General features: G+C 56.7%; 12 protein-coding genes and 1 tRNA gene. 9 read left to right on the forward strand and 4 right to left on the reverse strand.

From position 1 onward, the window contains the following. The first annotated feature begins 205 nt into the window (after positions 1–205). Together ACU6HM_RS13045 and ACU6HM_RS13050 are read left to right on the forward strand one after the other, a co-directional pair. Positions 206–2,062, forward strand: coding sequence for a sensor histidine kinase (locus ACU6HM_RS13045; protein WP_446763920.1), 1,857 nt, complete (start codon positions 206–208; stop codon positions 2,060–2,062). A 2-nt stretch (positions 2,063–2,064) separates the two neighbouring features. After that, positions 2,065–3,405, forward strand: a complete 1,341-nt coding sequence (locus ACU6HM_RS13050; protein ID WP_257723653.1) for a sigma-54-dependent transcriptional regulator — start codon at positions 2,065–2,067, stop codon at positions 3,403–3,405. 166 nt (positions 3,406–3,571) lie between these two features. On the opposite strand, the gene fabI is transcribed toward ACU6HM_RS13050, so the two are convergent. Genes fabI through gloB form a run of 3 tightly spaced genes read right to left on the reverse strand, consistent with a single transcriptional unit; the run spans position 3,572 to position 6,620 of the window. Next, positions 3,572–4,357 carry an enoyl-ACP reductase FabI gene (gene fabI, locus ACU6HM_RS13055; RefSeq protein ID WP_009460819.1) on the reverse strand — a complete coding sequence of 262 codons (786 nt, stop codon included), beginning with the start codon at positions 4,355–4,357 and terminating at the stop codon, positions 3,572–3,574. A 33-nt stretch (positions 4,358–4,390) separates the two neighbouring features. Then, entirely contained in the window at positions 4,391–5,800 is a 1,410-nt protein-coding gene (locus tag ACU6HM_RS13060; RefSeq protein ID WP_026485385.1) for a transglycosylase SLT domain-containing protein, read from the reverse strand. A gap of 10 nt (positions 5,801–5,810) precedes the next feature. Next, positions 5,811–6,620 (reverse strand): hydroxyacylglutathione hydrolase, encoded by an 810-nt coding sequence (gene gloB, locus ACU6HM_RS13065; protein WP_031232534.1) that lies wholly within the window; start codon positions 6,618–6,620, stop codon positions 5,811–5,813. A 23-nt stretch (positions 6,621–6,643) separates the two neighbouring features. Here gloB and ACU6HM_RS13070 point away from each other — a divergent pair, with 23 nt between their 5' ends. The 6 genes from ACU6HM_RS13070 (at position 6,644) to ACU6HM_RS13095 (ending at position 13,059) form a co-directional block, all read left to right on the forward strand. After that, positions 6,644–7,405 carry a class I SAM-dependent methyltransferase gene (locus ACU6HM_RS13070; RefSeq protein WP_009460825.1) on the forward strand — a complete coding sequence of 254 codons (762 nt, stop codon included), beginning with the start codon at positions 6,644–6,646 and terminating at the stop codon, positions 7,403–7,405. Next, a complete protein-coding gene (gene rnhA / locus ACU6HM_RS13075) occupies positions 7,402–7,845 on the forward strand; it encodes a ribonuclease HI (RefSeq protein WP_022983314.1) in 444 nt (147 codons plus the stop codon). The genes ACU6HM_RS13070 and rnhA overlap by 4 nt, the downstream gene beginning before the upstream one ends. Before the next feature lie 99 nt (positions 7,846–7,944). Further along, the gene (locus ACU6HM_RS13080; protein WP_009460829.1) at positions 7,945–8,991 is read left to right on the forward strand and encodes an efflux RND transporter periplasmic adaptor subunit; all 1,047 of its coding nucleotides are present in this window, start codon (positions 7,945–7,947) and stop codon (positions 8,989–8,991) included. Positions 8,992–9,000: 9 nt separating this feature from the next. After that, a complete protein-coding gene (locus ACU6HM_RS13085; RefSeq protein WP_009460831.1) occupies positions 9,001–12,078 on the forward strand; it encodes an efflux RND transporter permease subunit in 3,078 nt (1,025 codons plus the stop codon). A gap of 86 nt (positions 12,079–12,164) precedes the next feature. Beyond that, the gene (dnaQ, locus tag ACU6HM_RS13090) at positions 12,165–12,890 is read left to right on the forward strand and encodes a DNA polymerase III subunit epsilon (RefSeq protein ID WP_009460833.1); all 726 of its coding nucleotides are present in this window, start codon (positions 12,165–12,167) and stop codon (positions 12,888–12,890) included. 94 nt (positions 12,891–12,984) lie between these two features. Next, positions 12,985–13,059, forward strand: a tRNA-Val gene (locus ACU6HM_RS13095). Positions 13,060–13,242: 183 nt separating this feature from the next. On the opposite strand, the gene ACU6HM_RS13100 is transcribed toward ACU6HM_RS13095, so the two are convergent. After that, entirely contained in the window at positions 13,243–14,556 is a 1,314-nt protein-coding gene (locus tag ACU6HM_RS13100; protein ID WP_009460835.1) for a short-chain fatty acid transporter, read from the reverse strand. Between the two features lie 363 nt (positions 14,557–14,919). Here ACU6HM_RS13100 and ACU6HM_RS13105 point away from each other — a divergent pair, with 363 nt between their 5' ends. Continuing rightward, the gene (locus ACU6HM_RS13105; RefSeq protein ID WP_336974312.1) at positions 14,920–16,965 is read left to right on the forward strand and encodes a TonB-dependent receptor plug domain-containing protein; all 2,046 of its coding nucleotides are present in this window, start codon (positions 14,920–14,922) and stop codon (positions 16,963–16,965) included. Positions 16,966–16,990 lie beyond the last annotated feature (25 nt).

Below are 16,990 nucleotides of genomic sequence, written 5' to 3' on the forward strand. Positions count from 1 at the left end.
TGTGTGGGCAGGCGGTTTAAGCTCGCCGGGATCCTTGTCCCGGCCCATAAGCTCATGACTAAAGCAAGATCCGTGCCAATCTGTTCGCCGGCAGAAAACCAGCAAATAAGCGGCTTGCGGACAGGAGACTTCCCCGCTATCTGCTTATGTGTGCGAAAATCCGCACAGCTATTACTAATTTTTGGCGATATTTCGCACAGGTTTCATGAACTCCATTCCGGTTTCTTCGAGCATGCGGCGGCGCTTCAGGCTCGAATGGTTGCTGCTGCTGAGCTTGGCCGTCGTGCTGGGGCTGTTTGCCTTCTGGCGTTCGGCCGATTTGGGCACGGCTCGTTTGCTGACACAAAGCGAACAGCGGCTTGATTCCTTGATGCGCGGTAATGCCGGCTGGATCAGGACTATCCGAGACAAATTTCGTACCTTGTCCTTTGCTCTTGCACAGGACGAGGCTCTGCGCCAATACCTGATGGGCAATCCTGCCTATGGTGATGCCGAGGCTTTGAATCGCAAGTTCCAGCAATTGGCCGAAGATACGGGCGCTCCTGTTCTGTACCTGCTGGATATTCATTCGCAGACGCTGGTGTCCAGTAACTGGCAGGAGCCCGACAGCTTCGTGGGCAATCACTACGGTTTCCGCCCTTACTTCACCAAAGCCCTGGAGCAGGGGCATGCGGAATACTTTGCCTTGGGGACTGCCAGCGGCAAGGCGGGTTTGTACATTTCACGCATGGTGCAAGATCAGGACGGCAAGCCGGTTGGTGTGGTCGTCATCAAGCTGGTATTCGATCTGCTGGAAAAAGAATGGGAAGGTTATGGCGATCGCATGTTTGTAAGCGATCCCAATGGCGTGATCTTGCTAAGCGGTGAACCGGACTGGCGTTTGCATAGTCTGGATCAAGCCGCGCCCGAGCAACTGGTCAAGCTGCGGGCCAGTCAGCAGTTTGGTAATGAGCCCTTGGAGTCAGTGGGCTTGAATATGTCGGATTCCGGCGAACGGGCCTCCTTCTGGACATTGGGGCAGGAGCGCTTTTTGCATGTGCAGCAGCCTGTCGCAGGCAGTGATTGGGTTTTGCACGCGATGGCTCCCATGGATGCTGCATTGCAGACCCAGGCCTTTCAATCCCGTCTGACGGTGATGGGGTTGTTATGTGCAGCGCTGGTACTGACGGCCTTGGCCCTGCAACGCAATCAACAGCGCCGGGAAGCACAGGCGCGTCAGGAGCTACTGCGTGATGCGCTGGAAGAAGCGGTAGAGTCCCGGACCGCTCAGTTGCAGGTGGCGCGTCGTCGCCTGGAGCAGGAGATGCAGGCCCTGCAAGAAGCCCGTACGCGTGCGCGTGATCTGCGTGAGCAGTTGGAGCAGGCCGAGAAGCTGTCCTTTCTGGGGCAGGTGACGGCCGGGGTGGCTCACGAGATCAACCAGCCTGTCGCGGCGATTGAAGTCTATGCGGACAACACTTTGCGCTTGCTGGATCAGGGCCAGACGGAAACGGCACGGCAGAACCTGTCCCGCATCCAGACGCTGACCCAACGCATTGGCAGTATTACCTCCCAACTGTGTCATTACGCCCGCAAGCCCCAGGAACAGGAAGGCCCGGTACGGGTTCGTTCGGCTGTGGATAGCGCCTGGCAATTGCTGGAGCACAGGGCGCGGGCCCAAGGTGTGGGCCTGGAACTGGAGGGCGTGAACGAGTCTGTGCGTGTATGGGCCTTGCCGGTACGTCTGGAGCAGGTTCTGGTGAATTTACTGCGTAATGCGCTCGATGCTCTGGATGGGAGCCGTCAAGGGCGTATCCGTATAGAAGTCATGAGCGAGCAGCAGCATGTGCGCATTGTTGTTTCCGACAACGGCCCCGGCCTGAGTGCGGAAATCCGCCAACGCCTGTTTACGCCCTTTAGCTCCAGCCGTCGCCAAGGTGTGGGCTTGGGGCTGGTGATCTCGCACGATATTGTGGCGACCCTGGGTGGCCGTTTGGAAGAAGGGCCTTCGCGCCTGGGGGGCGCCACGTTCCATATCGTGCTGCGCAATGCCGATAGCGAGCTGGGCCAGGGAGAGAGATAAGAATGGAAGTCGCGTTTGTTGATGATGATGCGGACTTGCGTGCCGCCGTGGTGCAAAGTCTGGAACTGGCGGGCCTGAAGGTGGTGGCCTGTGCCAGCGGGCAGGAGGCCCTGAGTCGCTTGCCCAAGGATTATCCGGGTGTGGTGGTGACGGACATTCGCATGCCGGGCATGGATGGTCTGGCGCTGATGCAAGCCTTGCATGCTCGCGATCCCGAGCAGCCCGTCGTGCTGATTACCGGCCACGGTGATATTGATATGGCCGTGCAGGCCATGCACGATGGCGCTTTTGATTTTCTGACCAAACCCTATCAGGCCGAACGCTTGCTGACGGTGATACGCCATGCCGCCATGCAGCGCAGTCTGGTTCTGCAAAACCGTGCCTTGCGCGAAGAACTGGACGAGGATGGCCAAGGCCCGGCGCTCCTGGGTAATTCCGAGGTCATGGTCAATTTACGCACTACCTTGCGGCATCTGGCACAGTCCGATGTGGATGTGCTGGTGGAAGGGGAAACCGGCACAGGCAAGGAAGTGGTGGCCATGTTGCTGCACCGCTGGAGCGCTCGAGCACAGCATCGTTTTGTGGCGCTGAATTGTGGTGCCTTGCCTGAAACCATTATTGAAAGCGAGCTGTTCGGTCACGAAGCCGGGGCATTCACGGGCGCGCAGCGCAGACGTGTAGGCAGTGTTGAACATGCACACCGTGGCACGCTGTTTCTGGATGAAATCGAAAGCATGCCCATGATTGCGCAGGTGCGCTTGCTGCGTGTGCTGGAAACCCGTTGCGTAACTCCTTTGGGTTCCAACGAAGAGCACCCGGTAGATATCCGCGTCGTTGCCGCCAGCAAGGTGGATTTGTCCGACCCCGCCCAGCGTGCGAACTTCCGCGCCGATTTGTATTACCGACTCAACGTGGTCACCTTGCGACTGCCGCCTTTGCGGGAGCGCAAGGAGGATATTCCCATGCTGTTCGCCCACTTTGCGGCGCTGGCTGCCAAGAAGTACGGCATGCCGCAAAAGATGCCCGATGCGCGCAGTCTGGCCTATATGCAGTCACATCACTGGCCGGGCAATGTGCGCGAGCTGGCACACTTTGCGCAACGTGAAGTGCTGGGGGTGCAGCACCCGGAGATCAAGGAGCTGGAAAACGAGGACTTGAGCCTGCCCGCCCGCATGGAGCAGTTCGAGTCGCAGCAGATACGTCAGGCGCTGGCACGCCATCGTGGTGATATCAAGGCGACCTTGCAGGATCTGCGTATCCCGCGCAAAACCTTTTACGACAAGTTGCAGCGGCATGGCATTTTGCGTAGCGACTTTGTGGAAGAGGGGGCGCAGGGTGATTGATTCGCTAGACCCTTACAGGTTTTTCTACCCTGTCTGATTTGGGCAGGCTCTGTTCGGGTTGTACTCCTGGAGGCAAACGGCAGCTTGCCTATGCGTTGTCTAGACGTCCCTGAGCAATAAAAATAGCGGCCTTGGCCGCTATTTTTTTACATCAAGGCGTGGGGCCTTACTCCTGCATACCCGGAACGATGCAGTTAAAACCGGCGTCAACATGCGTGATCTCGCCTGTGATACCGCTGGCCAATTCGGACATCAGGAAGGAGGCCACATTGCCCACTTCTTCAATGGTGACGTTGCGCTGCAAGGGAGCGTGCGTCTCTACGAATTTCAGAATGGTGGAGAAGTCCTTGATGCCGCTGGCAGCCAGGGTCTTGATAGGACCGGCCGAGATGGCGTTGGCACGAATGCCGTACTCGCCCAGCGCCACCGCCAGGTAACGCACGGAGGCTTCCAACGCAGCTTTGGCCACGCCCATGGTGTTGTAGTTGGGAATGGCTTTTTCAGCGCCCAGGTAGGTCAGGGTCAGCACCGAGCTCTTGCGGCCTTTGAGCAAGGGCAGGGCAGCCTTGGCCAGTGCGGGAAAGCTGTAGGCGGAAATGTCATGAGCGACGCGGAACGATTCGCGCGACAGGCCGTCCAGGAAGTTGCCGGCAATGGCTTCACGGGGTGCAAAACCGATGGAGTGCACCAAACCGTCCAGACCGTCCCAGCGCTCGCCCAGCGAGGCCATGGCCTGTTCGATCTGATCGTCTTCAGACACATCACAGGGCAGCACGATATCCGTGCCCAGTTCTTTGGCAAAGCCTTCAACACGTTCTTTAAAACGCTCGCCCACATAGGTCAGGGCAATATCAGCACCTTGTTGGCGACATGCTTGCGCAATCCCGTAAGCAATAGAGCGATTCGAGAGGACGCCTGTGACCAGGATGCGTTTTCCTTGCAGGAAACCCATGCTGAAAATCCTTTATGTAATTAGTGGGTGGACTTAGCCACGAATATTGGAACCGGGAACACGCAAACGTGTCCCCCTGGAAAGAGAGCTGCCTTTGATATTGTTCAGGCGTCGCAGTTCTGCCACCGAAGTGTCGTACCGTTTGGCCAAGGCGTAAAGTGTATCGCCCTGGCGAACCGTATGGGTGCGCACATTGGCGCCGCGACGCAAAACAACAGTGTCATTCTTGCGGTTGACGCTGGCCGTTTGCGTACGAGCACGGCGTGTGCTTTGCGCTACCGGGGCGGCAGGTGTATTGGTCAGAGAAGCCAGTTGCAGGCTGCCTTCACCCAAGGTGGTGCTGGGCACCAATAGTGTCTGGGCCACGGCCTTGGTGCTCTTGCTACCCAAACCGTTGATGGAGCGCAGCTGCGACAAGGTAATGCCGTGACGCTGGGCAATGGACAGATAGCTTTCGCCGCGCTTGGATTGGTAGGCCTTCCAGTTGCTGAGCTTGCCTTGATAGGCCGCCAGATTGGCATTGAAAATATCCACCTTGTTGGCGGGCAGCAGCAAGGTGCCGCGATCGGCAGGGATTGTGGGGCGATTGTGGGCAGCGTTCAAGGCCTTGAACTCGTCCACGGAGATTTCAGCCAACTCAGCAGCAAGGGCTACGTCAATGTCCTTGTTCTTGCGCACGGCCGTGAAATACGGTGTGTTGCTGACTGGGGGCAGGGTAATGCCATAACGCTCCGGGTTAGCCACAATGTTTTTGATCGCTTGCAGTTTGGGGACGTAATTACGTGTTTCGTCCGGCATCTTCAGCGATAAGTAGTCAACATCCAGGTTGGCCTGTTCATTACGCTCCATGGCGCGGCGTACCGAACCTTCACCCCAGTTGTAGGAGGCCAGGGCCAAATACCAGTCGCCCTGGAACTCGTACAAGTAAGACAGGTAGTCCAAAGCAGCGCGAGTGGACTCGACCGGGTCACGGCGCTGGTCTACCCACCAGTTCTGCTCCAGCTTGTATTGTGTGCCGGTGCTGGGGATGAACTGCCACAGACCGGACGCATGGGAGCGCGAATAGGCGACGGGGTTATAGGCACTTTCCACAAAAGGCAGCAAGGCCAGTTCGGAAGGCAGGCCACGGGCATCGAGCTCGTCCATGATGTGGTACAGATAGCGCGAGGCGCGCTGGCTCATGGTACGGATGGATTCGGGGTGCGAAGCGTAGTAGTTGGTCCAGTAATCAACCAGATCGGTATGCAGGTTGGGGATGGAGAAACCCCGGCGCATCCGGTCCCACGCGTCTTTGGGTGGGTGGGTCAGATCAATGGTGCGAGATGTATCGGCGGCAATGCTGGTGGAGGTCTTGGCGGCTTTTTGAGGGCTGACCTTGGGGCCTGTGGCGCAGCCTGCCAGCACGAAAGCGCATAGCAGCGCAAAAAGTCTCATTAGGTTCATTGCGGAATCTTCAGAAATTGTTTTTCCAGTCGCGCAGGCTGGCAAATACCTCGACAGGATTATTAAGGGACTGGGCAGCATGGTGCTCGGCAGCCTTGATAACAGCAGTCGTCTCGCAACGCAGAAATGGATTGGTAGCCAATTCTGTTTTCAAGGTGGAGGGCACCGTAGGCAAGTTTTGCTGACGCTTGAGATTATCCTGTTCCCAACGTTCATGTAGTTGGGGATTGTCCGGCTCTACCTGTAGAGCCCAGCGTAAATTGGATAAAGTGTATTCGTGCGCACAGCAGATCAGGGTGTCCGATGGCAGTTTTGCCAACTTGCCCAGGGAATCCGTCATTTGTGCCGGGGTGCCTTCAAACAGGCGTCCGCAACCAGCAGCAAACAAGGTATCACCACAGAAAACAAAGGGCTGTTTTACCTCATTTTGACCAAAGTACGCAACGTGTCCGGCGGTATGGCCGGGGATGTCCAGCACGTCCAGCGTCAGTTCCAGAGTAGGTAACTCGACCTTATCGGACTGGCCGACAGGCACGTCACAGGCAGGCAGACGCTCGTTGGCGGGGCCCCAGACGCGAGCCGGGTGCCTGGCCAGGATATCCATGACACCTCCAACGTGGTCTCCGTGGTGGTGTGTCAGTAAAATGGCATCCAGTTGTAAGGACTCGCGCTCCAGCCAATCCAGAACCGGGGCGGCCTGGCCGGGGTCCACAACCAGGGCATGACCGTTTCGACTTAAAGCCCATATATAGTTGTCGTTCAGGGCTGGTAGTGGAATCAGGCGAACATCGCTTGGCACAGGCCAGGTAAATGCATTCATCATGGTAGAGGGAGAGAGCGCCAGTGGAGCAGACTTTGAATGATCAATTTGCCCAGTGGTTGGAAACCGTACCGGGGCGATATGTGCGGGCTTGGGAACAAGCCGGAATCGATGCGGAGGTGGTCAACACCTTCGGGTATCATGCCATACAAATTGGATTGCCGCATTGGGACCTCCTGGCGCATAGTCGCATCTCCTGCAAGGTATGTACGGCTCAGGCCGGCGTCCTGCCCGCCCAGCAGAAGAACCTGGTTTATGCCGAACCCGAGCATCTGCCTTTTGATACGCAAAGCATTGATCTTTTAATCCTGCCCCATACATTGGAAAGCGCCCGCGACCCGCACCAGGTGTTGCGAGAGGCCGAGCGCGTTCTGGTGCCAGAAGGGCGCATTCTCCTGACGGGTTTCAACCCCTTGAGTTTGTGGGGTGCCCACGACTGGATTCCGGGTCTGGAACGGGGCACGCCTACCTTGCCGGGAGATGTGATGTCACCCTCGCGCTTGCGCGACTGGTTAAAGCTTTTGTCCTTTGATGTGCAAAGTACGCAGATGGGCTGTTATGCACCGTTGTGCCGTCAGCAGTCCTGGCTGGACCGCTGGTCCTGGATGGAGCAAAGCGGTGCGCGCTGGTGGAGCTTTGCGGGGGCCGTCTACATGATTAGTGCGGTCAAACGCACGCCGGCCTTGCGTATGGTCGGGCCCAAGTGGAAGAAAAACCGTCGGCGTGTGCGTCGGCCTATGGTGGTTGCTGGACGCGCTGCCGATGAAGGAATTAGCAAGACATGACTGATGTTGTCGATATTTGGACCGATGGTGCCTGCAAGGGCAACCCCGGTTTGGGGGGCTGGGGCGCCTTGTTGCGTCATGGCGGACGTGAAAAAGCCATTTGCGGTGGCGAGGCCAATACTACCAATAACCGCATGGAACTGATGGCCGTGATCGAGGCACTCAAAGCCTTGAAACGCCCTTGCCAGGTGCGGGTACACACCGATTCGCAGTACGTACAGAAAGGCATGAACGAATGGTTGCCCGGCTGGAAAGCCCGCGGCTGGCGTACTGCCGATAAAAAGCCCGTCAAGAATGCCGACCTGTGGCAGGAGTTGGAGCAGCAGGCCGCAAAACATGAACTGACCTGGTTATGGGTGCGTGGCCATGCGGGTGATCCCGGTAACGAGCGTGCGGATCAACTGGCCAATGAAGGGGTGGAAATCGCCAGGCAGTTATAAGATCTTGGGCAGAGTTGTAGCCCGCTGATAGTACTATTAGCCACCCGTCATATTTTGTCAGACAGCTTCACCGGCCTGGCCGGTCAGGATAAGCCGCCCATGATTTCCACGCTGCGTCCCACGATTTTTTCTCTGTTTCTTGTACTGTTTGCCAGTAGCAGCCCCAGTTGGGCGCAGTCTGATGCCACGCGGGTGGAAGTGCTGCCCGTGCGGCAAAGTGAGTTGATTCGTGATGTGGCGGCGGTGGGAACCCTGGTGGCCAGAGAGTCCGTCGTGCTGCGGCCCGAGATCAGTGGCCGTATTTCAGCGATCAGCTTTGAAGAAGGTCAGCCCGTCAAAAAAGGCCAGCTCCTGATTCAATTGGACCCGGCCATGGCGCAGGCGCAATTGAACCAGGCACAGGCAAATTTGAATCTGGCCAATAGTCAGCACAAGCGTTCTTCGGAATTGAGCCGCCAGGGCTTTATCAGCCAGCAGGCCAAAGACGAGTCCGGTAGCCGTTTGGCTGTTCAGCAAGCCGAAGTGCAATTGGCGCGTGTGCAGCTGGACAAGACCCGTATCCGTGCCCCCTTTGATGGTGTGACCGGCTTGCGTAATGTCTCGGTGGGTGACTATGTTGGGCCGGGCACGGACCTGGTGCAGCTGGAAGCGGTTTCGACCTTGAACGTGGACTTCCGTATCCCTGAACAATATCTGGCCGATGTGAAGGCCGGCATGCCGGTCGAACTGCGCTTTGATGCCTTCCTGGGCGAAACCCGCCATGGCTCGGTGCTGGCTGTCAGCCCGGCGGTGGATACGGCTGGCCGTTCCATTTTGCTGCGGGCCCAGGTACCGAATGAAGATGGCGCTCTGCGCCCCGGTTTGTTCAGCCGTGTACGCCTTGAGCTATCGCGTTATCAGGCCTTGATGGTGCCTGAAACCGCCTTGGCTCCTTCGGGGCAGGATCAGTACATCTATATTGTGAAAGACGGCCGGGCAGAGCGCCGTCAGGTGCAGGTTGGTGTACGCGAGCAGGGCTGGGTACAAGTCACAGGCGATCTGAAAGCGGGCGACAATGTGCTGGTGGCTGGGCTGCAAAAGGTTCGTGATGGAGTGCCGGTCGATATTCAGGAAGTGATCGACGTCCAAACACAGCCGCAGCAATAGGACGGAATCATGGTTCTTTCTGACTTATGTATCCGTCGCCCGGTATTTGCCACGGTTCTGTCTTTGGTGATTGTGCTGGTCGGTTTTATTTCCTATGAACGCCTGACCGTACGCGAATACCCCGCTATTGACGAGCCGGTAGTCTCCGTCATCACCAATTATAAAGGGGCCTCACCGGAGGTGATCGAGTCCCAGGTGACCAAGCCTCTTGAAGATCAGTTGTCCGGGATCGAGGGCGTGAACGTGATGACTTCACGCAGCCGTTCCGAGCGCAGCCTGATCAACATTAAATTCAATTTGGACCGGGCCCCCGATGCCGCTGCCGCCGATGTGCGCGACAAGGTGTCGCGTGCCAGACGTTTCCTGCCCGATGAGGTGGACGAGCCCATCATCAATAAGGTGGAAGCAGACTCCACCCCGATTATTTATGTAGGTGTGGATACCGGCGACTACAGCATGCTGGAGGCCTCGGACTACATCAACCGCTACATTAAAACGCGCCTGTCCGTCTTGCCTGGTGCCGCTGAAGTGCGCGTGTTTGGCGAGCGCTTGCCCGCCATGCGTATCGACCTGGATCGCACCCGCCTGGGAGCCTACCAGCTGACCGTGCAGGATGTGGAAGATGCTCTGCGTAAACAAAACGTGCTGATTCCGGCGGGCCGTATCGAGTCCGATGCCCGCGAGTTTTCCGTGGTTTCCTCCACCGACCTGGAAACGCCCGAGGAATTTCGCAACATCATCATCAGTCAGGCAGCCGGTTATCCGGTGCGCATTTCCGACATTGCCGACGTGCGTATCGGGCCTGCCGAAGAGCGGGTACTGGCCCGATTCAATGGTCAAAACAGTTTGAACATTGGCGTGACCAAACAGTCCACCGCCAACCCGCTGGATCTGTCCAAATCCGTGCGGGCAGAAGTGGAGCGCATCAACGAAAGCCTGCCGGGCAATATGAAGTTGTCCGTGTCTTACGACAGCTCCATCTTCATTCAGAAATCCATTGATTCGGTGTACACCACCATTGCCGAGGCCATCTTGCTGGTGGTGCTGGTGATTGTGTTTTTCCTGCGCAGTTTCCGCGCCAGTGTGATTCCCATTGTGACGATTCCGATCTCCCTGATCGGGGCCTTCGCCATCATGTACATGCTGGGCTTTTCCATCAACACGCTGACCTTGCTGGCCATGGTGCTGGCGATTGGCCTGGTGGTGGACGATGCGATTGTGGTGCTGGAGAACGTGTACCGCCATATCGAAGAGGGCAAGACGGCCATGCAGGCTGCCTTTTTGGGTGTGCGTGAAATTGCCTTTGCCGTGATTGCCATGACGCTAACCCTGGTGGCGGTGTATGCCCCACTGGCTTTTGCCACAGGCCGTACCGGGCGATTATTCATTGAGTTTGCCCTGACCTTGGCGGCTGCCGTGCTGGTATCCGGTTTCGTGGCCCTGACCCTGACGCCCATGATGTGCTCGCGCATGCTGCGTCCACATGGTGCGAAAGTGGGCCGCGTCAGTCAGGGTATCGAAAACTTCCTGGTCTGGCTGACTCGAGGCTACCGCCGTATCCTGATTCGCGCCTTGCGCTGGCGTTTTCTGGTCCTGTTCATTGGTGTGGCCGTTGCCGCGACCAGTGGGCTGCTGTTTACGGTCATCAAAAGCGAACTGGCTCCGATTGAAGACCGAGGTGTGATTTTCGGGATTGTGAATTCGCCCGAAGGCGCTACGCTGGATTACACCTTGCGCAATGTGGAGCGGGTGGAAGAGCTATATCGCGGCATACCGGAGACAGAGGGGTATCAGTCCATTATTGGTTTCCCTACCGTCACCGATTCCTTTGCAATTTTGCGCTTGAAGCCGTGGGAGGAGCGTACACGTAACCAGCAATCCATTGCGCGTGAACTGCAACCGCATTTCTCCGCCATTCCCGGTGCGCGTGCTTTCCCCACTAACCCGCCGTCGTTGGGACAGCGGGCTACGTCCAAGCCGGTGGAGTTTGTGATCATGAGCCAGGCACCGTATCCGGAGCTGGCCAAGATCGTGGACGGTTTTCTGGCTGAGCTGCGAGACTATCCAGGGCTGTTGAACGTGGACACGGACTTGCGCTTGAACACGCCGGAAATCCGTATTGATGTGGACCGCGACAAGCTGGCCGATACCGGCGTATCGGTGGAAGCGGTAGGCCGCACTCTGGAATCCATGCTGGGTGGGCGTCAGGTCACGCGCTACAAGAGTGATGGCGAGCAGTACGACGTGATTGTGCAGGTGGACAAGCAGGCTCGTTCCAGCCCGCAAAACATTCTGGATATTTACGTGCGCACTAAAGATGGTGGCATGGTGCAGGCCTCCAACTTCCTGAATGTGCGCGAGAGCGTATCGCCGCAATCGCTGAACCACTTCAACCGCTTGCGAGCGGTCATTGTGGAAGCATCGGTGGCCCCCGGCTATGCCTTGGGTGAGGTGCTCGAACACATGAATGAGGTGGCTCGCAAGACCTTGCCGGAAACGGTGCAGACAGACCTGGATGGCCAGTCGCGCGAGTTCCGGGATTCCTCGGGCAGTATCTATCTGGTCTTCCTGATGGCACTGGCCTTTATTTATCTGGTGCTGGCCGCGCAGTTTGAAAGCTGGCGCAACCCGCTCATCATCATGCTGTCCGTGCCCTTGTCCATGACAGGGGCCTTGCTGGCCCTATGGCTGTCGGGCGGGACCTTGTCCATTTACAGTCAGATCGGTTTGATTACCCTGGTGGGGCTCATTACCAAGCACGGTATCTTGATTGTGGAATTTGCCACTCAACAACGCGAAGCGGGGGCCAGTTTGTACAATGCCGTGGTGCGCGCTTGCGAGATGCGCCTGCGCCCCATCTTGATGACAACCGGCGCCATGGTGCTGGGGGTCTTGCCGCTGGCCTATGCCTCCGGGGCGGGTGCCGAATCCCGTCAGCAGATTGGTTGGGTGCTGGTGGGCGGCTTGTCCCTGGGAACCTTGTTGACCTTGTTTGTGGTGCCGGTGGCCTATACGCTGATTGCGGGCAAGAAAGAAGGGCAGGACAAGCAACTGGAATTGATTGATAAGCCCGAGGCCTCTGTCTGAACCTGTGGTGCTGGTCTGCGGGGAAGCTGTTTGTATAGCCTCCTTGTCGAGTGCCATTACTGTGATTGAATTTGTAGGGAAAGTGAATGCGTCAAATTATTCTGGATACTGAAACCACCGGTCTGGAGCCTCGTGAAGGGCACCGCATTGTTGAAGTGGGTGGGGTAGAGCTGTTCAATCGTAAATTGACGGGCCGCCATCTGCACTTGTATCTAAACCCGGACCGGGACTCTGATCCTGAAGCTTTGGCAATTCACGGCTTGACCACGGAATTTCTGTCCGGCCACCCACGTTTCAAGGATGTGGTGGATCAGGTGCTGGATTTTGTGCAGGGTGCGGAAGTCATTATTCATAACGCATCTTTTGATACACGCTTTCTGGATGCTGAGCTGCAAAAGGTAGGTAAAGGCCCGTTCTCCCAGTACTGCGACAGCATCACAGACTCCTTGTTGGTCGCGCGGGAAATGCACCCTGGCAAACGGAACTCCCTGGATGCCTTGTGCGAACGCTACGGCATTTCCAACTCCCACCGTACCTTGCACGGCGCTTTGCTGGACTCGGAGTTGCTGGCTGATGTCTGGCTGGCCATGACCCGTGGCCAGGACGCCTTGCTGATGGACTTTGACGAGTCTGATGGGCAAGGTGGGGATGGCAGCAATCTGAGCCTGGGCAAGTTTGACGCCAGCGTGCTGAAAGTGCTGCGCGCGTCCGAAGCCGATCAGGCCGAGCATGAGAAATACATGGACGTGCTGGAAAAGCAGAACAAGAAGCCGCCCATGTGGCGTGAGATGCTCAACCCGGCAACGGAGTAATTATTTAAGAAAAGAGCTGGCCCTGAACTTGTAAATCAATCAGGGCCATGCTATAGTTTTTTTCTTCGCAGCTTTTGTAGTTCTTTAAAGCTCCGGGCGGTTAACTCAGTGGTAGAGTGCCACCTTCACACGGTGGAAGTCACAAGTTCGAACCTTGTACCGCCCACCATCTCTACCTTCATTTAATTCCCCCTCATAGTGTCATTGCCCTTTTTTGTGGCGGCTTGTTTGCGTCCTGCTTATGCTTGGGCTAATTGCTGCCTGCTCAATGCAAAACGCCCCATGGATATTCACGGGGCGTTTTTTATTGCCAGTCAGGATACGGAGCCTGATGAAGGCATCCCGGCCTGTCTTACAACCAGGTCAAACCAATCGAGATAACAATACCCGAGACAATCAGCTGAATCAGGCAAAAGCCCATGATGTCCTTGGCTTTCAGACCGGCAATCGCCAATACCGGCAAGGCCCAGAAAGGCTGGAGCATATTGGTCCAGGAGTCGCCCCAGGCAACGGCCATGGCGGTGCGCGCCATGTCAGCATCCAGAGCCTGTGTGGCAGCAATCACGACCGGGCTTTGTACCGCCCACTGGCCACCGCCCGAGGGCACAAAGATATTGACCAGACCGGCGCTCATGAAGGTCCAGAAGGGCAGGGTGGTAGCAGTGGCAAAGGACACCAACCACTCGGACAGGCTGGCAGCCAGACCGGAGTCAATCATGATGGCCATGATGCCTGCGTAGAAGGGGAACTGAATCACAATCCCGGCACCGCCGCGAATGGCTTCATCCAGGCTTTTCAGCAGACGACGTGGAGTCCCGTGCAGCAAGATGGCCAGAATCAGGAAAGTGAAGTTGATCACGTTCAGGTTCAGGGTTGCACCACGCAGCACGTAGTAGTCAAACAGGTAGGCCAGGCCAGCGACACCAATCACGATGGAGATCAGACGGCTGTTTTCCAGACGGTCTGCTGGGCGATCGGTGGTCTGGTTGACGTCGTTTGGCGTGTCTTCCAGCAGCTTGGGGTCGACGTAAATGCTTTCCTTGTCGCTGGGCAGCATCAAGCGGTTGATCAGCGGCACCAGAATGAACAGGGCGATCACAATGGCCAGGTTAAAGAAGGCGAAGATGGTGTCAGATGTGCTGATGATGCCGATCTTGTCTTCAGAGAAGTGGCCCGAGGTGGCAATGGTCAGTGGTACAGAACCGGCCAGGCCACCGTGCCAGACCAGAAAGCCCGAGTAGGCACTGGCAACCAGCAAGCGGTAGTCCACGCGGACCTGACGAGCCAGTTCTTTGGCGAACAGGGCACCGACCACCAGGCCGAAACCCCAGTTGATCCAGCTGGCCGCCAGCGACACCAGGGTCACCAGAATGATGGCGGATCCAGCCGAACGGGCCAGCGAGGCCAGGCCACGCAACCAGCTTTTTACCAGTGGCGTGCTGGCCAGCATGTGACCGGTCAGCAAGACCAGCAACATTTGCATGGCAAAGGTCAGTAGACCCCAAAAGCCGTTACCCCAATATTGGATGATCTCCATGGGAGAGCGTTGCTCAAACGCCATTGCCGCAATACCGGCAATCAGTGTGAGCAGGATGACGAAAATATACGGATCGGGTAGATAGCGTTCAACCAGGCGGACCGAACCGCGCGTCATGGCTTTAAACATAAATTGTGCTCCTGTGGATTTGCGCCAGTATTTGCGCGGGTCCAGATGTCTTGGGATCGTTTTGATGCCTGTTTGTGCAGGCACTTTGCTGGCAGCATTTTGATAGGAATGCTCAGTACAGCCGTATTGTTGGCGAGAAGCCGCAAATTGGGAAGACGGGAAAACCTGAACCTTAAAGTTTCTGGCTAGTTGTAGTTCTTCGCTATATGCTCTACCATATAGCGGTGTTTTCGAAAGAACCATCACTCATCGCTCGATGATGGGTTCTATTTACGGGCCCCTTGGGGTCCGTTTTTTTTTGTGCCGCATCTTTGCGTGGCGTCAGTTCATAAATCAATTAGAAAGATCGAATAGGGAAGGGGAATGAGACATCAGTCCAAACGTGCCACAGCAGCGCGTCATCAGTCCGTCTGCTTTGTGCCGCGCGCATTGGTCTTGAGCATGATGGGGGCCTTGGCAGTTAGCCAGGCTCAGGCTCAGGAAAACAATGACCGTGTGTTTCAGCTGGGCAAAGTGGTTGTTCAGTCCAGCCTGGATCGCGAGGCTCCTTTGGGGGAGAGCGCAGTCAGCCAGAAAGAAATGCAGGCTTTTGATTTGCGCGATGTGGGTGCCGCCGTTAGTGTGCAACCCGGCGTGACCGTTTCGGCGGGCGGTGCTCGTAACGAACAGATGGTCTATGTGCGTGGCTTCGATTCGCGTCAGGTGCCCTTGTTTCTTGACGGTATTCCACAGTACGTGCCGTACGACGGCTATGTGGACTTTACCCGTTTCACCACCATGGACCTGAGCGAAATTCGCGTGGCCAAGGGAGCAGCTTCCTTACTGTATGGCCCCAATATCATGGGCGGTGCCATCAACCTGGTGACCCGTAAACCCGTCAAAGAGTTTGAAGGCGAGTTCCGCGCCGGTTACGCTACGGGCGATCAACGCTACAGTGCCTTGAACGTGGGCACCAATCAGGGTTCCTGGTACATGCAGGCAGGCTTGTCCTGGTCAGGCGAACGCAGCTTCCCCTTGGGTCGTGGGTTTGAAGATCAAAAAGCACGTCCTACCGACACGGGTGGCATGCGCAGCAATGCTTCTCAAATGGACAAGAAAGCGTCCTTCAAACTGGGTATCACTCCCAATGCGACGGATGAATACGTTATTGGCTACGTGAACCAGAAAGGTCAGAAAGACAATCCGGTCTACACCGGCGTGAACGATGCCAAGCTGGGTCAACGCTACTGGCGCTGGCCATACTGGGACAAGGAAAGCCTGTACTTCCTGAGCTCCACACAGATTGGCGAGAGCAACACGATCAAGACCCGCGTGTACGAAGACAAGTACAAGAACGGTCTGGATATGTATAGCAATGATCAATACGCGACCCTGACTGGCCCGACCAGCGAGTACACGGACCGTACCCGTGGCGCTGCCCTGGAATGGGTCAACACCAGCCTGGACAATCACGAGCTGCATTTTGCCTTGCACTACAAGGAAGATCAGCACCGTGATCCCAAGCCATCGGGCACTGAGCACTACAAGGACGTGACCACGTCTCTGGCGTTTGAAGACCGTATTGCTGTGGGTGAGCTGTGGCAGTTGCGCGTGGGTGCCAGCCACGAACGTCGCAAAGCCAAAGAAGCGCACAACTTTGAAACCGGCGATACCGATGCCACCAACGGTTTGCTGGAGCTGGGTTACGACTGGAGCGATGCCATGCAGGTCTACGGTAGCGTGGCTTACAAGACTCGTTTTCCCACGATTAAAGATCGCTACTCCAGCCGCATGGGCTACGCCCAACCTAATCCGGATCTGAAACCCGAGCACGCCATTCACTATGAACTGGGCTTGCGCGGTCAGCCATGGGAAGGTGCACAGCTGGAATCGGCGCTGTTCTTGAGCCAGGTGCGTGACATGATTCAAAGCACGGTTATTCAGGCTCCCGGTTGTGACAAGTACCGTCCAGTGGGTTTTTGTGATCAGGCCACCAACGTCGGCAAGGCTCGTCAAATGGGTCTGGAGCTGTCTTTGCAGCAGGAGTTGTCTGCTCATTGGTCGGCAGGCCTGGCGTACACATATTTGAATCGTCGCAACCAGTCTGACTCGGACGTCAAATTGGTGGATACGCCCAATCATCGCCTGTTTGCTCACCTGAGCTGGAAGCCCACTGCGCAGTGGGAAGTGATGGGTTCGGTGGAAACCGAAAGCGGCCGCTACTACTCCTACGCCAATAGCAAGGGTGATCAGATCTACGAAAAAACACCGGGCTTTGCCTTGTTGAGCTTGAAAGGTATCTGGCGTCCGAATTCGGACATCACACTGGAAGCCGGTGTGCGTAATCTGGGCGACAAGCTGTACCAATACAAAGAAGGCTACCCCATGCCCGGACGTGTCTGGTTTGTGGGCGGAAGCTATCGTTTCTAAAGCCGTTTTGTGATTTGCAGTTAAA

It is taken from the genome of Alcaligenes sp. RM2 (genome assembly GCF_052931795.1).

Excerpts from the sequence above, each read along its gene's own strand:
- ACU6HM_RS13045 (WP_446763920.1), top strand. The coding sequence starts at position 206 with ATGAACTCCATTCCGGTTTCTTCGAGCATGCGGCGGCGCTTCAGGCTC.
- ACU6HM_RS13050 (WP_257723653.1), top strand. The coding sequence starts at position 2,065 with ATGGAAGTCGCGTTTGTTGATGATGATGCGGACTTGCGTGCCGCCGTG.
- fabI (WP_009460819.1), bottom strand. The coding sequence starts at position 4,357 with ATGGGTTTCCTGCAAGGAAAACGCATCCTGGTCACAGGCGTCCTCTCG.
- ACU6HM_RS13060 (WP_026485385.1), bottom strand. The coding sequence starts at position 5,800 with ATGAACCTAATGAGACTTTTTGCGCTGCTATGCGCTTTCGTGCTGGCA.
- gloB (WP_031232534.1), bottom strand. The coding sequence starts at position 6,620 with ATGAATGCATTTACCTGGCCTGTGCCAAGCGATGTTCGCCTGATTCCA.
- rnhA (WP_022983314.1), top strand. The coding sequence starts at position 7,402 with ATGACTGATGTTGTCGATATTTGGACCGATGGTGCCTGCAAGGGCAAC.
- ACU6HM_RS13080 (WP_009460829.1), top strand. The coding sequence starts at position 7,945 with ATGATTTCCACGCTGCGTCCCACGATTTTTTCTCTGTTTCTTGTACTG.
- ACU6HM_RS13085 (WP_009460831.1), top strand. The coding sequence starts at position 9,001 with ATGGTTCTTTCTGACTTATGTATCCGTCGCCCGGTATTTGCCACGGTT.
- dnaQ (WP_009460833.1), top strand. The coding sequence starts at position 12,165 with ATGCGTCAAATTATTCTGGATACTGAAACCACCGGTCTGGAGCCTCGT.
- ACU6HM_RS13100 (WP_009460835.1), bottom strand. The coding sequence starts at position 14,556 with ATGTTTAAAGCCATGACGCGCGGTTCGGTCCGCCTGGTTGAACGCTAT.
- ACU6HM_RS13105 (WP_336974312.1), top strand. The coding sequence starts at position 14,920 with ATGAGACATCAGTCCAAACGTGCCACAGCAGCGCGTCATCAGTCCGTC.